A 17,471-nucleotide genomic window follows, 5' to 3' on the forward strand; every position below is an offset into this window, starting at 1 on the left:
ATGCGACCGGCGGCTCTTGGAACCAATCTACGATCTTGCTGCGAGACCGTGATCAAGGCTCATGCGCTGCTCGGAATCCTCACGTATATCTATACGCTCCGGTTCCTGCGCTGCTCTTTACCTTGCTGACGGCCTCTCGCGACAGGTCTTAGACAGGTTCTTAGAGGTTAGGAGTGGTCGAACAGGGGCGCCATCAATGAAAAAACGGCGCCTGATGGCGCCGCTTTTGGATGGGGAAGATAACTGCTTTTCCCACTAGATACAGTCACTTGCCTGCGACATTCAAGCCACCGAAACGGATGGATGGAGGAGCATGGCACTCCTTGTCATCCCTTGATTGTCACTTGCCAGCGATATTCAGGCCACCGAAACGGATCAGGGGGGTATAGAAGCCCTTGCCATCGCTGTGGTGCAGCACATTGCCGACCGCTTCCAGCTCCCCGAGCAGGCGGTAGAAGTTACCCGCCACCGTGATGCCGCGCACCGGCTGGAGCCGCACCCCATCGCGGCAGAGGAACCCTGACGCGCCAAAGGAGAAGTCACCGCTCACCGCATCGGCCCCGGAATGCAGGCCGTCGAGCTTGACCAGCTCCAGATAGTCGCCGCTCTGCACCTCGCCCTCGATGTGAGGACCTGTGCCAAACACCAGGTGGCGGGCGGTCACATCGAGGGCGCTGCGGGCACTGCGGGCCGCCGAGCCGTTGCTGGCCAGGCCGAAGTGGTGAGCGGTGGCGCTGTTGTGGAGCAGGGTCTTGAGCTCTCCCTCGCCAATCAGCAACAGATCCGAGGTGGGGGCCCCTTCGCCATCGAACGCCTTGATGTTCATTCCCCCCGGCATATAGGCCCGGCTCTCCAGGGTGAGCCAGCGGGAGGCAACAGACTGACCCACCTTGTCCCGCCAGGGGTTGATACCCTGCTGGGCCCACTTGCCGGACAGTGCCCCCTGGAAGCAGCCAAACAGGCTGGCGAAGCAGTTGGTGCTGAAGAGAACGCTGTAGCGACCGCTCGGTACCGCTTCCCCCGGCAGCAGGTCATGGGCCACGGCATGGATCTGTTCGATAAGGGTCTGGCTATCCAGCTCGTCGAAGCGGCGGCCATACTGCCCTTGCGAGTGCATCGACTGGCGGCCATCCCGCTCCACCAGCGCCGAGGTATAGCAGCCGACGCTGAATTCACTGTGCTGGCAGAGGCTGCCCAGGCTGTTGGCGAGCCAGAGGCGGCTCTCCCCCTCGAAGAAGCTGTTGTAGGGGGCACCGGTCACATCAGGTTGCGCCAGCATATCCGCCTCGAGGCGCAGGGCCAGGGCTATCTTCTCCTCCACCGCCGTGGTATCGGGCTGGTTTATCTCGGCGCAGTCGGTGCTGATCCGGCTGCCCGCCACCGAGATGCGCTGATCCGGGTCCACCTTGGCAAAGCGGCTGGCATCGAGAGCATCCTGCAGCATGGCATCCAGCGCCAGCTCATCGAGGGACTCCGAGTAGGCGATGCCGACCCGACCCTCCTTGATCAGGCGAATGCCGAGCTGCTGGCTGCTGGTGACCTTGTATTCGCCGAGTTCCCCCTTGTCGGCCTTGAGGGAGAAGGCCTTGTCCTGATTGGCGATGATGTCCGCCTCGGCATCGAGGTCGGCGACCTTCTCCAGCAGGCGGCTGAGCAGTTGATTCATATCGAGTGCGCTCATCAGGCGTTCCCTCCTACCAGGATCTTGTCAACTTTCAAGGCGGGTTGGCCGACAGAGGTGGGCACCGAGCCCGAGACTGAGCCGCACATACCTGCGGCCAGGGCCAGATTGCGCCCCACCATGGAGATCTCTTTGAGCACTTGCGGGCCTGTACCGATCAGGGTCGCCGACTTGAGCGGCCGGGTTATCTTGCCATGCTCGATGAGGTAGGCCTCCTGCACGTTGAAGTTGAACTCGCCTGTGCCCGGCTGCACCGAGCCGCCCCCCATCTTCTTGGCGTAGATGCCGTGCTCGACGGTGGCCAGCATATCGTCCAGGCTGTGGCTGCCCGGCTCTATGTAGGTGTTGCGCATGCGGGAGGTGGGGGCGAACTTGTAGGACTCGCGCCTTCCTGAGCCGGTGCGGGCATGGCCGGTCTTGATGGCGCCCATTCTGTCCACCAGGAAGCCGGTCAGCACCCCATCCTTGATGAGCTGGGTGTGCTGGGTCGCCATCCCTTCGTCATCGACGTTGATGGAGCCCCAGGCGTTGCTCTGCAAGCCTTCATCCACGGCGCTGACCGCCGGATTGGCGATGAGCTGCCCCATCTTGTCGTGGAACACCGAGGCCTTCTTGGCCACCGAGGTGGTCTCCAGCAGGTGGCCGCAGGCCTCGTGGAAGATGACGCCGCCAAAGCCGCTCTCCATGATGACCGGCAGGGTGCCGCTCGGACAGGGGGCTGCGCCCAGCTTCACCAGCGCCTGACGGGTGGCGGTGAGGGCCAGCTCCCGCGGGTCTATGCGCTCGGCATGTTCCCAGCCCATCAGGGCGCCGGGGGCCTCGTAGCCCACGCTCTGCTCGCTCCCTTCCACCGCTATGGTCTGGGCCATGATGCGGTTGTAGTGGCGGCGATCGCTCACCTGCAGCCCTTCGCTGTTGAAGATCTCCACCTCCTGCTCCCAGCCCAGCACGTTGCCGGAGAACTGGCTCACCTTGCCGCTCTCGGCGCGGGCCACCGCATCCATGGCATGCAGGTAGGCAATCTTCTGCTCCAGCTGCTTGTCGGCCGAGAGCGGCAGGGCCACCGGATTGCGGTCTGTGATGGGGGTGAAATCGAAGGCAGTGGCGGTGACCACGGGGTCACGCTTGTCCTTGGCCGCCAGCAGGCTGACGATGCGCAGCAGCTCGTCGCGGCTGGCCAGGTTGGTGTAGCCGTAGAGCACCTTGTGGCCGTAGCACAGGCGCACGCCTATGCCAAAATCGAGGCCGCCGCTGATGTTCTCTATCTGGCTGGAGAGCAGGCTGAGCTGGCTGTGGCGCTTGCGCTCCACAAACAGCTCGGCGAAGTCGGCACCCAGCCGCAGGGCGTGATCGAGCACGTCGCGGGCTATGGTGGGGGCCAACAGGGAGAATGAGGTCATAGAATTTCCTTTTCTGGTCTGTTTCCTGTTTGCTTCCGACACCCGTTCTGATTGTGTTATGGGGTGTCGGTTGCATTGTTGCAGACCAGCAGCAAAAAGTCGCTATAGCGTCAGGCGATGATACCGAACGAGAAAATCGGTGCGATAACTGCGCCCGGCAGCCTGTGTGGCCGGCTGCCGGCAGGGGAGATCAACGCCGCTTTCGAGGGGCGATGAGGGAGCCGGTCCGTCGATGCTCTGTGGCGCCGCCAGGCGGGATCACAACAGCTCGTGGATCTCATTCAGGATCTGGTCGACCCACTGCTCGATGCGGGATTCGGTCTGGTCGTACTGGTTGGCGTCATCAAGGGCCAGGCCGACGACAAGATGATGGCCATCGTCACTCCGCATCCAAGGGATCATCGAACATGCAAGCTACCTGGATCACAGCAGCTCGTGGATCTCATTCAGGATCTGATCGACCCACTGCTCGATGCGGGATTCGGTCTGGTCGTACTGGTTGGCGTCATCGAGAGCCAGGCCGACGAAGTGGCGGCCATCGTCGATCAGCGCCTTGGAGGCATCGAACTCGTACCCCTCGTTGGGCCAGTAACCCACCAGCCTGACCCCCTTGGGCACCAGCTGATCGTGCAACAGGCCGAGGGCATCCTGATACCACTCGCCGTACCCCAGCTGATCGCCCATGCCGAACAGGGCGATGATGCGTCCTTCCAGAGGCACATCCTTGATGTCTTCCCAGCGGGATTCCCAATCTTCCTGCAGCTCGCCGAAGTCCCAGGTGGAGATGCCGAGGATCAGGATGTCGTACTCCTGCATGCGGGCCAGGGGCACATCCTTGATGTTGTGGAGATCAACCAGCTCGGGGCCAATGAGGGCGCGGATCTTCTCGGCGGCCATCTCGGTGTAGCAGGTGGTTGAGCCGTAAAACAAACCTATCTTCATCGCTCTTCTCTTGATCGCAGTAGGCAAGGGGGCTCGGGCAACCATGGGGCCCGGCCGCCCGAGTGAGGGCGCCAGTCTAGCAGATTGCCCCTCGCGCTTCACCGCCTGGTATGCCTGCCGGGGAAGCGCAAGCCCCTGATGTGCGCGCCGTCCTGGCAGGCTACAATGGGCCACCGTTTGCCCAAGACCGACACCCCATGACCAAGCCAGCCCCTGCCGTGCACAACCATCCCCTTATCGAGCCCTTCCTCGATGCCCTCTGGCTGGAGCGGGGGCTGTCCGACAATACGGTCAGCTCCTATCGCACGGATCTGGAAAAGTTTGCCCTCTGGCTCGACGGCCAGGGGGGATCCCTGCTGCTGGCGGGGATGGATGACATCCAGCACTACCTCGCCTGGCGGGTGGACAAGCAGTTTGCGGCCAGCAGCACGGCCCGCTTCCTCTCGGCCCTGCGCCGCTTCTATCAGTATCTCAATCGGGAAAAATTGCGCGGCGACGACCCGACAGTGCTGCTGGAGGGCCCCAAGCTGCCCAAGAAGCTGCCCTCGGATCTCAGCGAGGCCGAGGTGGATGCACTGCTGACGGCGCCCCTGGTGGATGACCCGCTGGAGCTGAGGGACAAGGCGATGCTCGAGCTGCTCTATGCCACCGGACTGCGGGTCTCCGAGCTGGTGGGGCTCACCGCCGAGCATGTCAGCCTGCGCCAGGGGCTGGTGCGGGTGGTGGGCAAGGGCAACAAGGAGCGGCTGGTGCCCATGGGGGAGGAGGCGGTCCACTGGCTGGAGCGTTACTACCGGGAGGCCCGCCCCCTGCTGCTGGGAGGCACCAGCTCGGATGTGGTCTTCCCCTCCAAGCAGGCCAGGATGATGACCCGCCAGACCTTCTGGCATCGCATCAAGCTCTATGCCCAGCGGGCCGGGATCCGTGGAGAGCTCTCCCCCCACACCCTGCGCCACGCCTTCGCCACCCATCTGCTCAACCACGGCGCCGATCTGCGGGTGGTGCAGATGCTGCTGGGGCACGCGGATCTCTCCACCACCCAGATCTACACCCACGTGGCCAACGAGCGTCTCAAGGCACTCCATGGGGAGCACCATCCCCGGGCCTGACCCGTGCCGCCGCCAATAAAAAACCGCCAAATGGCGGTTTTTTCATCACTGCACGACAGGAGCTGGCGTCTATTTCCCCTGCTGGGATTTCAGCAAATCGCGGATCTCGGTCAGCAGCTCCTGATCCTTGGTGGGGCCGGCCGGGGCAGGGGCTTCCTCTGCCTGCTTCTTCTGCAGGGTGTTGACTGCCTTGAGCCCCATGAAGATGGCGAAGGCGATGATCAGGAAGTCGATGATGGTCTGGATGAACTTGCCGTAGGCGATGACCACGGCAGGGATGTCACCTTCGGCGGCCTTCAGGGTGACGGCCAGATCGCTGAAGTCCACCCCCCCCAGGATGAGGCCGATGGGCGGCATGATGACGTCGCCCACGAAGGAGGAGACTATCTTGCCGAAGGCGGCACCTATGATGATACCGACCGCCATGTCGATGACGTTGCCTCTGGCCGCAAAGGCCTTGAACTCTTTAATCAGACTCATTTTTCCCCCTAAAAAATGGACAGGATGCGGTGCGACCACATCGCTGTTTGGACGATAAAACATCAATAAAACAGAGGGATGACCATGGTGTCTCCCGTCGTCCTGATTAGCTTGCTGGGCCTTAGCCCAATTGGCAACCTGTCAGATCGGGATTTTTTTGCGATCCACGCTATTAATCAATCGCTAATTAAGAGGTTGGGGCAAGGATGTGCACTGAGTTACCTTATGAATCCATTCAATCATGCCAGGTGAGTCATCAAGTGCGACATTTACTGCTGGGAATGATGCTGCTGTGCACCTTTGCTGCCAGCGCGGGGATGGATCCCCAGCTGTTGAAACAGACCATAGGGCAGCGCCTCGGGGTGCAGGTCTTCCTGGTGGACGAGACCCCGGTGCCCGGGCTCTATCTGCTGGGCACAGCCCAGGGGCTGCTCTATAGCGATGCCAGGGGAAACTATGTGCTGCAGGGCTCCATGCTGGATCTGGCCCACGACATGCAAAACCTCACCCGCCTGAGCCAGCAGCAACAACGTCGGCTGGCGCTGGCGCAGGTAGGCGAGGCGCGACTCTGGCTCAAGGCGCCGAACGAGCGCTACCGGGTTACCCTGTTTACCGATCTCGGCTGTCGCCGCTGTCACGCCGTGCTGGACGATCTGCCCCAGTTGCAGGCCAGGGGGGTGAGCGTGCAGTTGCTGCCCCTGGTGGCCCCCTTCGTCGAGCTGGCCGAGACGCAGGCGCTCTGGTGCGATCCCGCCCTGCTGGGTGAACTCAGTCTCAGTGATCGTTTGCCTGCGGCCGGATGTAATGAGATCCTTGCCCATCATATCGGCCTGAGCCAGTGGCTCGGGATCAAGGCGTCACCGAGCTGGGTCCTGCCAAACGGGGATCTGGTGCGGGGATATCAGAGCCCTGAACAACTGCTCAAGATACTGGATTACATCAATGCCCCTGCAAATCCGTCGTCGTCCGCGAGTTGATGATTCCCATCTGCCCGCCACCCTGCATCCCCTGCTTCGTCAAATCTTCGCCAGTCGCGGCGTGGAGGATCCCGCCCTGCTGGAGCGCAGCGCCAGCCAGCTGCTGCCGCCCCAGCGGCTGTTCGGCATGGAGCAGGCGGTGCCCCTGCTGGCGGATGCCCTGACGGCGCAGCAGCGCATCCTCATCGTCGGCGACTTCGACTGCGACGGCGCCACCAGCTCGGCCCTGTGCGTGCTGGCCCTGCGGGCCATGGGGGGCCATCACGTCGATTTTCTGGTGCCCAACCGCTTCGAGTTCGGCTACGGCCTCACCCCCGAAATCGTCGAGTTGGCGGTGGCCCGGGGCGCCGAGTTTCTCATCACAGTGGATAACGGCATCTCCAGCATTGCCGGGGTGGCGGCGGCCAAGGCGGCCGGGATGCGGGTACTGGTTACCGATCACCACTTGCCGGGCCAGGATCTGCCTGATGCCGATGCGATAGTGAACCCTAACCAGCGTGGCTGCGACTTCCCCTCCAAATCCCTGGCCGGGGTCGGGGTGGCCTTCTATCTGATGGCGGCCCTCAACACCCATCTGCGCCAGAGCGGCTGGTATGAGCGCCAGGGCATTCGCGCCCCCAATGTGGCGGACTATCTCGATCTGGTGGCCCTCGGCACAGTCGCCGACGTGGTGGCGCTGGATGGCAACAACCGCATCCTGGTCCATCAGGGGCTGCAGCGGATCCGGGCCGGTCGCTGCCGTCCCGGCATCCAGGCGCTGGTGGACGTGTCGGGCCGCGACGGTCGCCGCCTGTGCGCCGCCGATCTCGGCTTTGCCCTGGGGCCCCGCCTCAATGCGGTGGGCCGGCTCGATGACATGTCCCTCGGGGTCGCCTGTCTGCTGAGCGATGATCTCAACCTGGCGCGCCAGCTTGCGGCCGAGATGGACAGCCTCAATCAGGAGCGCAAGGAGATAGAGCAGGGGATGCAGCAGGAGGCCCTCGCCACCCTGGAGCAGATCCGGTTTCGCGACGGCGAGGTGCCCTCCGGCATAGTGCTGCACAGAGACGAGTGGCATCAGGGGGTGGTGGGGCTGGTGGCCTCCAAGATCAAGGAGAAGTACTACAGACCCGTGATTGCGTTTGCGCAGAGCAGCGAGACTGAGCTCAAGGGCTCCGGCCGCTCCATCCCCGGGGTGCACCTGCGCGATGCGCTGGAACTGCTCGACACCCGCCACCCCGGCCTGATGGGCAAGTTTGGCGGCCACGCCATGGCGGCGGGGCTGACCCTGCCCAAGGCCAATATCGAAGCCTTCGGCCGGGCCTTCGAGGCGGTCATCAGTGAGCTGGTAACCCCCGAGCTGCTGACTGGGGTGCTGCTCACCGATGGCGAGCTGCTGCCGGACGAGCTCACCCTCGAGCTGGCGGAGCTGATCCGCGCCTCCGGTCCCTGGGGCCAGGCCTTCCCCGAGCCACTGTTCGATGGCGAGTTCGTGCTGGTGCAGCAGCGGCTGGTGGGGGAGAAGCACCTCAAGATGATGCTGACCACCGATTCCGGCCATGCGGTGGATGCCATCGCCTTCGGGGTGGATCTCAAGCGCTGGCCGGATGCCTCGGTGAAACGGGTGCGGCTGGTCTACCGGCTCGACGTCAACGAGTGGCGCGGCAACCGCAGCGTCCAGCTGCTGGTGGAGCATCTGGAGGCCGCCGGTCTCTAGTGCGTCAGGCGCCATGCTCGGCAATGAAAACGGTCACCCTGGGGTGGCCGTTTTTGTTGCAAGAGCGGTAATGCCCCCACTGAATGGGGCTCAAGGGGCGAGGATGGGAGTCGTTCTCCGCTGTTTTCATTGAGGGTGTTAAATGTCCGCTTTGTGGGGAAAGCAGGTTGTTTGTATCGAATTTTTCCGGTTACTGGATGCCAAAATTCAATATAAGGAGGGATTGTGATATATTCGGCCCCGTTCAACCCCTTGCCTTTTCAAGGAGCCTGTCCCCTTGCCACCCCTTGGCCGACCATTGTGCTGGCCGATGGCGCTCGCCGTCGCCTGCCTGCTGTGGCTTGCCGCCTCTGCCGCGGCAGGGCTCGGTGCGCCCGCGCTGTCGGCCCAGGGAACATCGACATCCTCGATGCAGTTGCACGAGCCCCCCGCGCCTGGGTTGGCCGACAACCTCAGTCTGCCCCCGGCCTCCCAGTGGCGGCTCAGCTTCGAGCAGGGGCGGCGGCTGGAAGGGGCCAGGGATCCGGATCTCTACCAGATGCTGCTGGCCTGGTTTCAGCACGAGATCCTCGGTCTGCTCTGCGGCCTGCTGTTCTTCCTGCCCCTCATCTACCTCAGGCAGTGGCCAAACTGTCTCGGTCATCTGCACCAGCGGCAACTGCTCTGTCATCACCTGCAATTTCGCTTCTGCCAGGGCGACTAGTGTCGCTCCCCTCGCCGGGCACACGCCGACGCCGTCTCTGCCGCTGATCCCTGTCTGTTGATCCGCCGACCCCTGTCGTCTGCGTTCGCGCCCGTGCTGACTGTCATCCCGTTCCTGCCGCTGGCCCCTGGTCAGGGGCGGACCCTCTCTTTGCACAATCAAGTGGTGAGCAGCCTTCATGGACTATTACGTCAATTTGTTTATTCAGTCGATCTTTGTGGAAAACCTGGCCCTGGCCTTCTTTCTCGGCATGTGTACCTTCCTCGCGGTGTCGAAGAACATCAACACCGCCTTCGGCCTTGGCATGACGGTGCTGGTGGTCATGGTGATCGCCATTCCCCTCAACAACCTGATCTACCGCCATATACTGCGCCCGGACAGCACCTTCCTCGGGGAATTTGACCTCAGTTTTCTCGATTTCATCATCTACATAGGTGTGCTGGCGGCCCTGGTGCAGGTGATGGAGATGGTGCTGGACAAGCATTTCCCGGCGCTCCACCAGGCCCTGGGGATCTACCTGCCGCTGTTGACTGTGCACTGCGCCATCTTCGGCGGCGTCATGTTCATGGCCCAGCGGGACTACGACTTCATCGAATCCGTGGTCTATGGGGCGGGCTCCGGGCTTGGCTGGCTGCTGGCAATCGTCGCCATTGCCGGCCTGCGCCAGAAGATGAAGTATTCGGACGTGCCAGAGGGGCTGCGCGGTATCGGCATCACCTTCATTGTGGCGGGGCTGATGTCGCTCGGCTTTATGTCGTTTTCCGGCATCTCGCTGTGAGCGTCGGCTCGCCATGGCATGACGGAAGAGGCTTGATGACGGGGGCCATCAAGCCAGCATCTTGGCCATGTTGTAGCCCGTGATGTGAAAGCCGATCTCTTCGTAGAGCGCCCTGGCCCTCGGATTGTCATAGGCGACTCTCAGCTTGATCTGGCTGACGCCAAGGCACTTCAAGTCGGCCTCCAGCACCGCCATGGCGGCCTTGCCATATCCCAGTCCACGATGGGTCGGGAGTGTGTAGAAGTCATAGATAAAGGTGGTGTGGGCGGCGCTGTCGATGCTGTGCCAGAGATAGCCGGCAATGCCCGCCGTCGTCGCGACTGCGCTCCCGACATTGTCACTCACAGGGATGATGCAGAGCAGGCTCTGGCCCGGCGTGGCGGCTCCTTGGGGCAGGTGTTGCAGCAAGGAAGCCTCGGCTTGTTGGCGGGCATTGGCCAGGGTCAGCCCGTGATTGCTGGCAAGATCCTGGGCGTAGTCGTCGATGAAGTAGTCGCGATAGGCGGGGAAAGCCGCCTCATCCATGAGGATCAGACGAACGATAGGGGTTGGCATCGGAGCTTCACTCAAGGAAAGGGAGTCGCCACCTTAACCCCGGAACTAGGTATTAGCCAAGGGGTTGGCCGGGAGTGTCGAGTCCGACATGTTCAACAAGAAGAGCGCCCTTGGGCGCTCTTCTTTTAGCAGGAGAGGTTATCTGACCCCTCTTTCGGGCGAGATCATTTGACCTCTCTTTTCGGGCGAGGTTATTTGACCTCTTCGCCCTTGGCCTGCAGATCCGCGTGGTAGGAGGAGCGCACGAAGGGACCGCAGGCGGCGTGGCTGAAGCCCAGCCCCATGGCGACGTCTTTCAGCTCGTCAAACTCTGCGGGCGGCACGTAGCGCTTCACCGGCAGGTGGTGGCGGCTCGGCTGCAGATACTGACCCAGGGTCAGCATGTTGACGCCGTGCTCGCGCAGATCCTTGAGCACCTGGACTATCTCTTCGTTGGTCTCGCCCAGACCCATCATGACGCCGGACTTGGTCGGCACATGGGGGTGCATCTCCTTGATGCGGCGCAGCAGCTCCAGGGACCACTTGTAGTCGGCACCCGGGCGGGCGACCCGGTACATGCGCGGTGCGGTTTCCAGGTTGTGGTTGAACACATCCGGCGGGGTCTCGCGAAACACCTCCAGCGCCTGCTCCATGCGGCCGCGGAAGTCCGGGGTCAGGATCTCGATGCGGGTCTGGGGGCTGTGCTCGCGGATCTGCTTGATGCAGTCGGCGAAGTGCTGGGCACCGCCGTCGCGCAGATCGTCGCGGTCCACCGAGGTGATGACCACGTATTTCAGCCCCATCTCCTTGATGGTGAGCGCCAGCTTCTTCGGCTCTTCGGGATCCAGTGCCAGCGGGCGGCCGTGGGCCACGTCGCAGAAGGGGCAACGGCGGGTGCAGATGGCGCCCATGATCATGAAGGTGGCCGTGCCGTGGTTGAAGCACTCCGCCAGGTTGGGGCAGGAGGCCTCTTCACAGACCGAGTGCAGCTTGTTCTTGCGCAGGGTGCTCTTGATGTGCTCGATCTTCTGGCTCGACGGCGGCAGCTTGATCCGCATCCAGTCCGGCTTGCGCAGCACTTCCTCGTTGGGATCCGGCATGAATTTCACCGGGATCAGGGCCATCTTGTCGCCATCGCGCAGCTTGACGCCCGGCTCCATACGAACGGGTTTGCTCATGATTCACTCTCGGTGTTTGTTATTGTCTGATTGATAGCCATCAAGGTCCTCTCGGGACCCTCATGGCCACGCGGCATGGGCTTGCTCATGCTGCCTCTTCGGTATTCGTGATCGTTTCATAGCCAATCAGGCTGGCCAGCTCCATCACCAGGATGGATTGCGCCTCGGCCACGCTCTGCGGGCCGCCCAGGGCGCTGGTCTGGGCCATGGCCATGCCTGCATAACCGCACGGATTGATGCGCAGGAAGGGGGTCATGTCCATGTTGATATTGAGGGCCAGTCCGTGGAAGGAGCAGCCCTTGCGGATCCGCAGTCCCAGGGAGGCGAGCTTGGCCTCGATGCCGAGATCGTTCTTCACGTAGACGCCAGGGGCATCGGCCTTGGCATAAGCCTCAATACCGCTCTTCGCCAGGGTATTGATGATGGCGGTTTCCAGACAGGTCACCAGCTCGCGCACCGAGAGCTTGCTGCGGCGCACGTCCACCAGCACATAGAGCACCAGCTGGCCGGGGCCGTGATAGGTCACCTGGCCTCCGCGATCGCTTTGCACCACAGGGATGTCACCGGGGGCGAGCAGATGCTCGGCCTTGCCGGCCTGGCCCTGGGTGTAGACGGGATCGTGCTCCACCACCCAGAACTCGTCAGGCGTCTCGCTGGTGCGGCTGTCGGTGAAGGCCTTCATGGCGTCCCATACCGGCTGGTAGGGGCGACGACCCAGGTGTCTGACGAGCAGTTGTGGCTGGGCGGGGATCTGGGGTGACATCTTTTCCTCACAGGCAGGCGCTTGCGTCGGCAAAACAGAATGGCAAATAATCGCTCGCCCCGATGGCGGGGCGAGAGAGAAATTACAGTACGTATTTCACCAGCTCGATCTTGCCAAGGGCGTGATACATCGCTTCGATGTGCTCTTTGCTCTGGGCAGTCACGGTTACGCGGACCGAGTGGTAGTTGCCCTTGGAGCTGGGCTGAACGGTCGGGCTGTAAGTACCTGGGGCATGTTGCTGCAGCACTTCAACCACTTGATCCGGCAGGGCGGGATCGGCCACCCCAAGCACCTTGAACGGGAACTTGCAGGGGAACTCCAGCAGCTCATCAAACTTGGTATTCATCTCACTCACCTTTAGCGTCGTCACGAAACGACTTCATCTTGCATCTTGTCTGGCCGAAGGACTCGGGCCGCCAGTCGCGTCAACCATGGGCACGGCTCCATCTTATATGGGCATTGCCCGGCACGGGATCAAGGCCCGCCAGGTCGACAGGACGTGGGAATGCTGCTTTTTACCACAAATGGAGCGTCGGCGGAACCTGCAGATTGCAGGGTTATTCACTGCCCCGGCGCGGCAAAGACAGCAGCGGCGCCTGTTGGCGCCGCTGCTTGCTCGGGATTGTGCGGTAGATTACTTGAACCAGCTGGCGACCAGCATCACCAGGTAATCCCACAGACGGCTCATCAGGCCACCTTCCTGCACCTCTTCCAGGGCGACCAGCGGAACCTGCTTGATCTCCTTGTCACCCTGCTTGAGGAACACGGTGCCGACGCGCTGACCCTTGGCCAGCGGGGCCTTCAGCTCGCTCTCGAGCTGGAAGTCCGCCTTCAGGTTGTTGCCCTGGCCACGGGTGACCAGCACGGAGACATCCTGATCGACCCCGAGTTTCACTTCGGACTTGTCGCCCATCCAGATCTTCTGGGTCACCAGCTCGGTACCCGCCTTGTAGGGGGTCAGGCTCTGGAAGAAGCGGAAACCGTAGGTGAGCAGCTTCTTGCTCTCGGCGGCGCGGGAGCCTTCGCTGCTGGCGCCCAGCACCACGGCGATCAGGCGCATGCCCTCGTTGTTGGTGGCGGAGGAGACCAGGTTGTAGCCGACCTGGCTGACGTGGCCTGTCTTGATGCCATCCACTTGCAGGGACTGATCCCACAGCAGGCGGTTGCGGTTGTGCTGGGTGATGCCGTTGAACACGAAGGATTTCTGGGAGTAGATCTTGTACTCCTCAGGCTGATCGTGGATCAGGGCCTGACCCAGGCGGGCCATGTCGCGGGCGGTACTGTAGTGACCTTCCGCATCCAGACCGTGGGGGTTCTTGAACTGGGAGTCTTTCATGCCGAGCTTGGCGGCCCAGGCGTTCATCAGGCTGGCGAAGGAGTCGGTGCTGCCCGCCAGGTGTTCGGCCATGGCGACGCAGGCGTCGTTGCCGGACTGGATGATGATGCCCTTGTTGAGGTCATCGACGGAGACCTGCTTGCCCACCTCGATGAACATCTTGGAGGAGTCGGAGTAGTTCTTGGACCAGGCGTTCTGGCTGATGGTCACCATGTCGGTGCCCTTGATGTTCCCCTTGAGCAGCTCATTGCCGACTATGTAGGAGGTCATCATCTTGGTCAGGCTGGCGGGGGGCAGGCGCTCGTCGGCGTTCTGCTCGGCCAGCACCTGACCGGAGAAGTAGTCGATCAGAATATGGGCTTTGGCGGAGATCTCCGGCGCGGCAGGCACCACCATGGGGGCGCTGTTCAGGGTGGGGACCGGCTGGGCAGTCGGCAGAGCCGAATCCGGCGTCGGTACCGGCTGGTTGGCCTGGGCGGTCGCGCTTAGCAGGGAGGCCAGAATAACGGAACGGGCAAATTTGGACATCTTGAAATTCCTGGTGCCTGGATGGGGATTACCCAAGTTGAAAAAAAGCGGGCTCCACTATACCAGATGTGCCGGTCGGTCATAGTCCGGCGTGCCATCTGGTCTGGTTTTTTATCCATCGGTTGTCGGCGTTACGCCGGGAAACGACGTGACGCCGGGGGAGAGTGACGATTCACTCTGTGAGCCCTGCCATCAGGGAACGATGAAGGCCTGCTCCAGCCCCCCCTGCCGGATCTGTTCCAGCAGGCTTGCCTGTTGATCGGCGGCGACCGGTCCCAGCAGCACCCGGAAGATGGCGTCGTGGGCCACCACCTGGTAGGGCACGCCGTAGCGCTGGGTCATCACCTTGCCCATGGCCTCGGCCCTGGGTTGGGAGCCGCTGGCCAGCACCTGGATCATCTTGCCCTGGCCGCTGGCAGCCTTGGGGGTGGAGAGGGTGCTGGTCGCCGTGGCCGCCGCCGCGGGAGCGGCCTTGGCCGGGGTGACGGTGGTAGCCGCCGCAGGCTGGGCCTCACCCAGGAAGGCGGCCTCCTGGGCAGCCGGCTGCATGGGCGCCATTGGCGTCATGGGCACCATCTCGACCATCTGATCCGGCTGATCGGTGATGAGCTCCAGCCGCACCCTGGCCTCACCCCCGTCGACCATCTCCAGCTGTTTGGCCGCGGCATGGGAGAGATCGATCAGGCGCTCGCTGCCGAAGGGGCCGCGATCGTTGATCCGCACTATGGTCTCCAGCCCGTTGTCCAGGTTGGTGACCCGCACATAGCTTGGCAGCGGCAGGTTGCGGTGGGCGGCGCTGAACAGGGTGCTGTCCTGCACGTCGCCGTTGGCGGTCTTGTTGCCATCGAGATCCTGGGACAGCCAGCTGGCGGTGCCCTCCTCGCTGTAGTGCTTGATGTCGCGCCACACCTCGTACTTCTGCTTGCCGATCCAGTAGTCCCGGTTGCCGCTCTCGCTCATGGGCTCGGGCCGCGGTATGGCACCGGTCGCCTGAGGGATTTCGATCACCTGGGGTTTTTCCGGCTGCACCGGGACCGGCGGCGGGGGCGCCTGCTCAGGTTGGCTGCTACAGGCGGCCAGCAACAAGGTCAGCGTGAGGGGGAGAAGTTTGTGGCTGTAATGCATAAGCGTCCTGGATTGCTTGACTGAGTTGATGCACCGCCATCGCATAGAGAGGGCTGCGGTTGTAGCGGGTGATCACATAAAAATTGTGGCGCGCGACCCAGTATTCCGGTCCATCGGCCTGCTCCAATGCCAGCAGTTTCACCGGCGTGTCCGGTGCCAGCGGGGTGGCTAGTTCAATCCCGGCGGCGGCCAGTTCGGCCCAGCGCTGCTTGAGCTCGGGCTCGGGCCCCAGCAGGGTACCTACTGGCGCCAATCCGATCAAGGCGGGTTCCACCACAGACTCCCCCCAGCGCCAGCTGTGCTCGGCAAAGTAGTTGGCCACGCTGCCGATGGCGTCCGCCGGGTTGGCAAACAGATCCCGCTTGCCATCCCCGTCAAAATCGACGGCGTAGTGGCGATAGCTGGAGGGCATGAACTGGCCCATGCCCATGGCGCCGGCATAGGAGCCCTTGAGAGATGTGAGTGGCCACTTCTCCTCCCGGGCAAGCAGCACCAGTTGGGCGAACTCCTTGGCGAAGAACTCCTCACGGGCGGGGTAGTGGAATCCCAGGGTGTAGAGGCTGTCGAGCACCGGATGGCGGCCCATCTGGCGGCCATAGAAGGTCTCTATGCCTATGATGGCGACGATGAGGGAGGCGGGCACCCGGTAGTGTTGCTCGGCTCTGGCCAGGATGGCGGCGTGGCGTTGCCAGAAGCCGACCCCGTCCCGGACCCGCTCCGGGGTGACGAACAGCGGTCGGTAGCTGTGCCAGGGCTTGGCCTCCCAGGGGCGGCTGATGGTGTCGAGCACCTCCTGACGCAGTCGCGCCTGGGCGGCGGCGGCCTGCAACTCGGCCAGCGGCACCGAGTGTTGCTCGGCAAGCTGGATCAGCCGATCTGGCGCCACTGCGGCGGTGGCCACCGAGGCGACGAGAGAGAGCAGCAATCCAACCCGTCTCATCAGGCGAGCAGTCGTCTGCGAGTCTGGATGGACATCAGTATTCCGAAGCCTGCCATCAGGGTCACCATGGAGGTACCGCCATAGCTCACCAGCGGCAGGGGCACCCCAGCACCGGCAGAATATATCCACCTCATCATGCCAGCAGCCTTCTGTGGGTCTGAATGGACATCAGGATGCCGAAGCCTGCCATCAGGGTCACCATGGAGGTGCCGCCATAGCTCACCAGGGGCAGGGGTACCCCCACCACAGGCAATATGCCGCTCACCATGCCCATGTTGACGAACACATAGACGAAGAAGGTGAGGGTCAGGGCGCCGCCAAGCAGGCGTTCGAAGCTGTTCTGGGCCTGCATGGAGATGAAGAGGCAGCGGCTGATGATGTAGAGATAGATGACCAGCAGCAGGGCCACGCCCACCAGACCGAACTCCTCGCTGAACACCGCAAAGATGAAGTCGGTGTGGCGCTCCGGCAGGAACTCCAGCTGGGACTGGGTGCCCTGCAGCCAACCCTTGCCGAACACGCCGCCGGAGCCGATGGCTATCTTGGACTGGATGATGTGGTAGCCGCGCCCGAGGGGATCCTTCTCAGGATCGAGCAGCATCAGCACCCGCTGGCGCTGGTAGTCGTGCATCAGAAAGAACCAGAGCACCGGCATGAAGGCGCAGATCAGCAAGACCGCCAGCCCGATCAGCCACCAGCTGATCCCCGCCAGGAAGATGACGAAGAAGCCGGAGGCCGCCACCAGGATGGAGGTGCCGAGATCGGGCTGGGCGGCGATCAGCAGGGTGGGCAAGAGCACCATCACCAGGGCGATCAGCACATGGCTGAACTTGGGGGGCAGGGAGTGCCGGCTGAGCCAGGCGGCCACCATGATGGGCATGGAGAGCTTCATCACCTCCGAGGGCTGGAACTTCATAAAGCCGAGATCCAGCCAGCGCTGGGCCCCCTTGCCGATATGGCCGAACACGTCCACCGCGATGAGCAGCAGCACCACCAGGGTGAACAGGGGCACGGACCAGCGCGCATAGAGGGAGGGGGGCAGCTGGGCCAGGCCTATCATCAGGCCGAAGGCGAGGCCGCCACGCACCAGCTGGCGTACTATGGAGTCAAAGTCCTGGCCCGAGGCGGAGTAGAGCACCACCATGGAGAGGGTCATCAGCGCCAGCAGGCCGAGCAGCAGCGGCAGGTCGATGTGCAGCTTGTACCAGATACTCTGCTGACGGGCGGAGTTACTCATGAGAGAAGACCTCGTTCTGCATGGATGGCCTCGGGAGGAGAGGCAAGGTGCGCAGCAGGCGTGC

Annotated in this window: 19 protein-coding genes; 5 read left to right on the top strand and 14 right to left on the bottom strand. The window is 62.9% G+C overall.

What is annotated here, in order from left to right; translation table 11 throughout:
- Positions 1 to 340: 340 nt before the first annotated feature.
- From OC537_RS01185 to fldB, 4 genes are all read right to left on the bottom strand, one after another.
- A complete protein-coding gene (locus OC537_RS01185; RefSeq protein ID WP_262108642.1) occupies positions 341 to 1,681 on the bottom strand; it encodes a TldD/PmbA family protein in 1,341 nt (446 codons plus the stop codon).
- Positions 1,681 to 3,081, bottom strand: coding sequence for a TldD/PmbA family protein (locus OC537_RS01190; RefSeq protein ID WP_262108644.1), 1,401 nt, complete (start codon positions 3,079 to 3,081; stop codon positions 1,681 to 1,683). Before OC537_RS01190 ends, OC537_RS01185 begins: the two co-directional genes overlap by 1 nt.
- Before the next feature lie 258 nt (positions 3,082 to 3,339).
- Complete coding sequence (locus OC537_RS01195; RefSeq protein ID WP_392418334.1) at positions 3,340 to 3,471, bottom strand: hypothetical protein; 132 nt, start codon at positions 3,469 to 3,471, stop codon at positions 3,340 to 3,342.
- 33 nt (positions 3,472 to 3,504) lie between these two features.
- Positions 3,505 to 4,023: a flavodoxin FldB gene (gene fldB / locus OC537_RS01200; RefSeq protein WP_025326077.1), complete on the bottom strand. Its 519-nt coding sequence runs from the start codon at positions 4,021 to 4,023 to the stop codon at positions 3,505 to 3,507.
- 197 nt (positions 4,024 to 4,220) lie between these two features.
- Between fldB and xerD the strand changes: the two genes are divergently transcribed.
- A complete protein-coding gene (xerD, locus tag OC537_RS01205) occupies positions 4,221 to 5,132 on the top strand; it encodes a site-specific tyrosine recombinase XerD (RefSeq protein ID WP_262108646.1) in 912 nt (303 codons plus the stop codon).
- A 69-nt stretch (positions 5,133 to 5,201) separates the two neighbouring features.
- Here xerD and mscL read toward each other — a convergent pair whose 3' ends face one another.
- On the bottom strand, positions 5,202 to 5,612 hold the full coding sequence (gene mscL, locus OC537_RS01210; protein ID WP_025326079.1) for a large-conductance mechanosensitive channel protein MscL: 411 nt from the start codon (positions 5,610 to 5,612) through the stop codon (positions 5,202 to 5,204).
- Positions 5,613 to 5,872: 260 nt separating this feature from the next.
- On the opposite strand from mscL, the gene OC537_RS01215 reads away from it, so the two are divergent.
- The 4 genes from OC537_RS01215 to nqrE all read left to right on the top strand — a co-directional run bounded on the left by OC537_RS01215 (position 5,873) and on the right by nqrE (position 9,766).
- Entirely contained in the window at positions 5,873 to 6,589 is a 717-nt protein-coding gene (locus tag OC537_RS01215; RefSeq protein ID WP_262108649.1) for a disulfide isomerase DsbC N-terminal domain-containing protein, read from the top strand.
- Positions 6,555 to 8,285: a single-stranded-DNA-specific exonuclease RecJ gene (recJ, locus tag OC537_RS01220; RefSeq protein ID WP_262108651.1), complete on the top strand. Its 1,731-nt coding sequence runs from the start codon at positions 6,555 to 6,557 to the stop codon at positions 8,283 to 8,285. The genes OC537_RS01215 and recJ overlap by 35 nt, the downstream gene beginning before the upstream one ends.
- Positions 8,286 to 8,595: 310 nt before the next feature.
- Entirely contained in the window at positions 8,596 to 8,988 is a 393-nt protein-coding gene (locus OC537_RS01225; RefSeq protein WP_262108653.1) for a hypothetical protein, read from the top strand.
- A gap of 178 nt (positions 8,989 to 9,166) precedes the next feature.
- Entirely contained in the window at positions 9,167 to 9,766 is a 600-nt protein-coding gene (nqrE, locus tag OC537_RS01230; protein ID WP_042649628.1) for an NADH:ubiquinone reductase (Na(+)-transporting) subunit E, read from the top strand.
- 48 nt (positions 9,767 to 9,814) lie between these two features.
- Here nqrE and OC537_RS01235 read toward each other — a convergent pair whose 3' ends face one another.
- The 9 genes from OC537_RS01235 to rodA form a co-directional block, all read right to left on the bottom strand.
- Positions 9,815 to 10,321: a GNAT family N-acetyltransferase gene (locus OC537_RS01235; protein WP_262108657.1), complete on the bottom strand. Its 507-nt coding sequence runs from the start codon at positions 10,319 to 10,321 to the stop codon at positions 9,815 to 9,817.
- Between the two features lie 191 nt (positions 10,322 to 10,512).
- Positions 10,513 to 11,478 (bottom strand): lipoyl synthase, encoded by a 966-nt coding sequence (gene lipA, locus OC537_RS01240; protein ID WP_025326085.1) that lies wholly within the window; start codon positions 11,476 to 11,478, stop codon positions 10,513 to 10,515.
- Between the two features lie 85 nt (positions 11,479 to 11,563).
- Positions 11,564 to 12,241, bottom strand: a complete 678-nt coding sequence (gene lipB, locus OC537_RS01245; RefSeq protein ID WP_262108659.1) for a lipoyl(octanoyl) transferase LipB — start codon at positions 12,239 to 12,241, stop codon at positions 11,564 to 11,566.
- A gap of 82 nt (positions 12,242 to 12,323) precedes the next feature.
- Positions 12,324 to 12,587: a DUF493 family protein YbeD gene (gene ybeD, locus OC537_RS01250; protein ID WP_025326087.1), complete on the bottom strand. Its 264-nt coding sequence runs from the start codon at positions 12,585 to 12,587 to the stop codon at positions 12,324 to 12,326.
- Between the two features lie 288 nt (positions 12,588 to 12,875).
- Positions 12,876 to 14,105 carry a D-alanyl-D-alanine carboxypeptidase family protein gene (locus tag OC537_RS01255; protein ID WP_106887597.1) on the bottom strand — a complete coding sequence of 410 codons (1,230 nt, stop codon included), beginning with the start codon at positions 14,103 to 14,105 and terminating at the stop codon, positions 12,876 to 12,878.
- A gap of 192 nt (positions 14,106 to 14,297) precedes the next feature.
- Positions 14,298 to 15,230 (bottom strand): septal ring lytic transglycosylase RlpA family protein, encoded by a 933-nt coding sequence (locus OC537_RS01260; protein ID WP_262108661.1) that lies wholly within the window; start codon positions 15,228 to 15,230, stop codon positions 14,298 to 14,300.
- Positions 15,172 to 16,170 (bottom strand): lytic murein transglycosylase B, encoded by a 999-nt coding sequence (gene mltB / locus OC537_RS01265; protein ID WP_262108663.1) that lies wholly within the window; start codon positions 16,168 to 16,170, stop codon positions 15,172 to 15,174. Before mltB ends, OC537_RS01260 begins: the two co-directional genes overlap by 59 nt.
- Entirely contained in the window at positions 16,170 to 16,307 is a 138-nt protein-coding gene (locus tag OC537_RS01270; RefSeq protein ID WP_234675939.1) for an FtsW/RodA/SpoVE family cell cycle protein, read from the bottom strand. The genes mltB and OC537_RS01270 overlap by 1 nt, the downstream gene beginning before the upstream one ends.
- Positions 16,304 to 17,407, bottom strand: coding sequence for a rod shape-determining protein RodA (gene rodA / locus OC537_RS01275; RefSeq protein ID WP_025326091.1), 1,104 nt, complete (start codon positions 17,405 to 17,407; stop codon positions 16,304 to 16,306). The genes OC537_RS01270 and rodA overlap by 4 nt, the downstream gene beginning before the upstream one ends.
- Positions 17,408 to 17,471: the final 64 nt, after the last annotated feature.

Source organism: Aeromonas sp. Marseille-Q5825 (genome assembly GCF_946892685.1).
Taxonomy (GTDB): Bacteria; Pseudomonadota; Gammaproteobacteria; order Enterobacterales; family Aeromonadaceae; genus Aeromonas; species Aeromonas rivipollensis.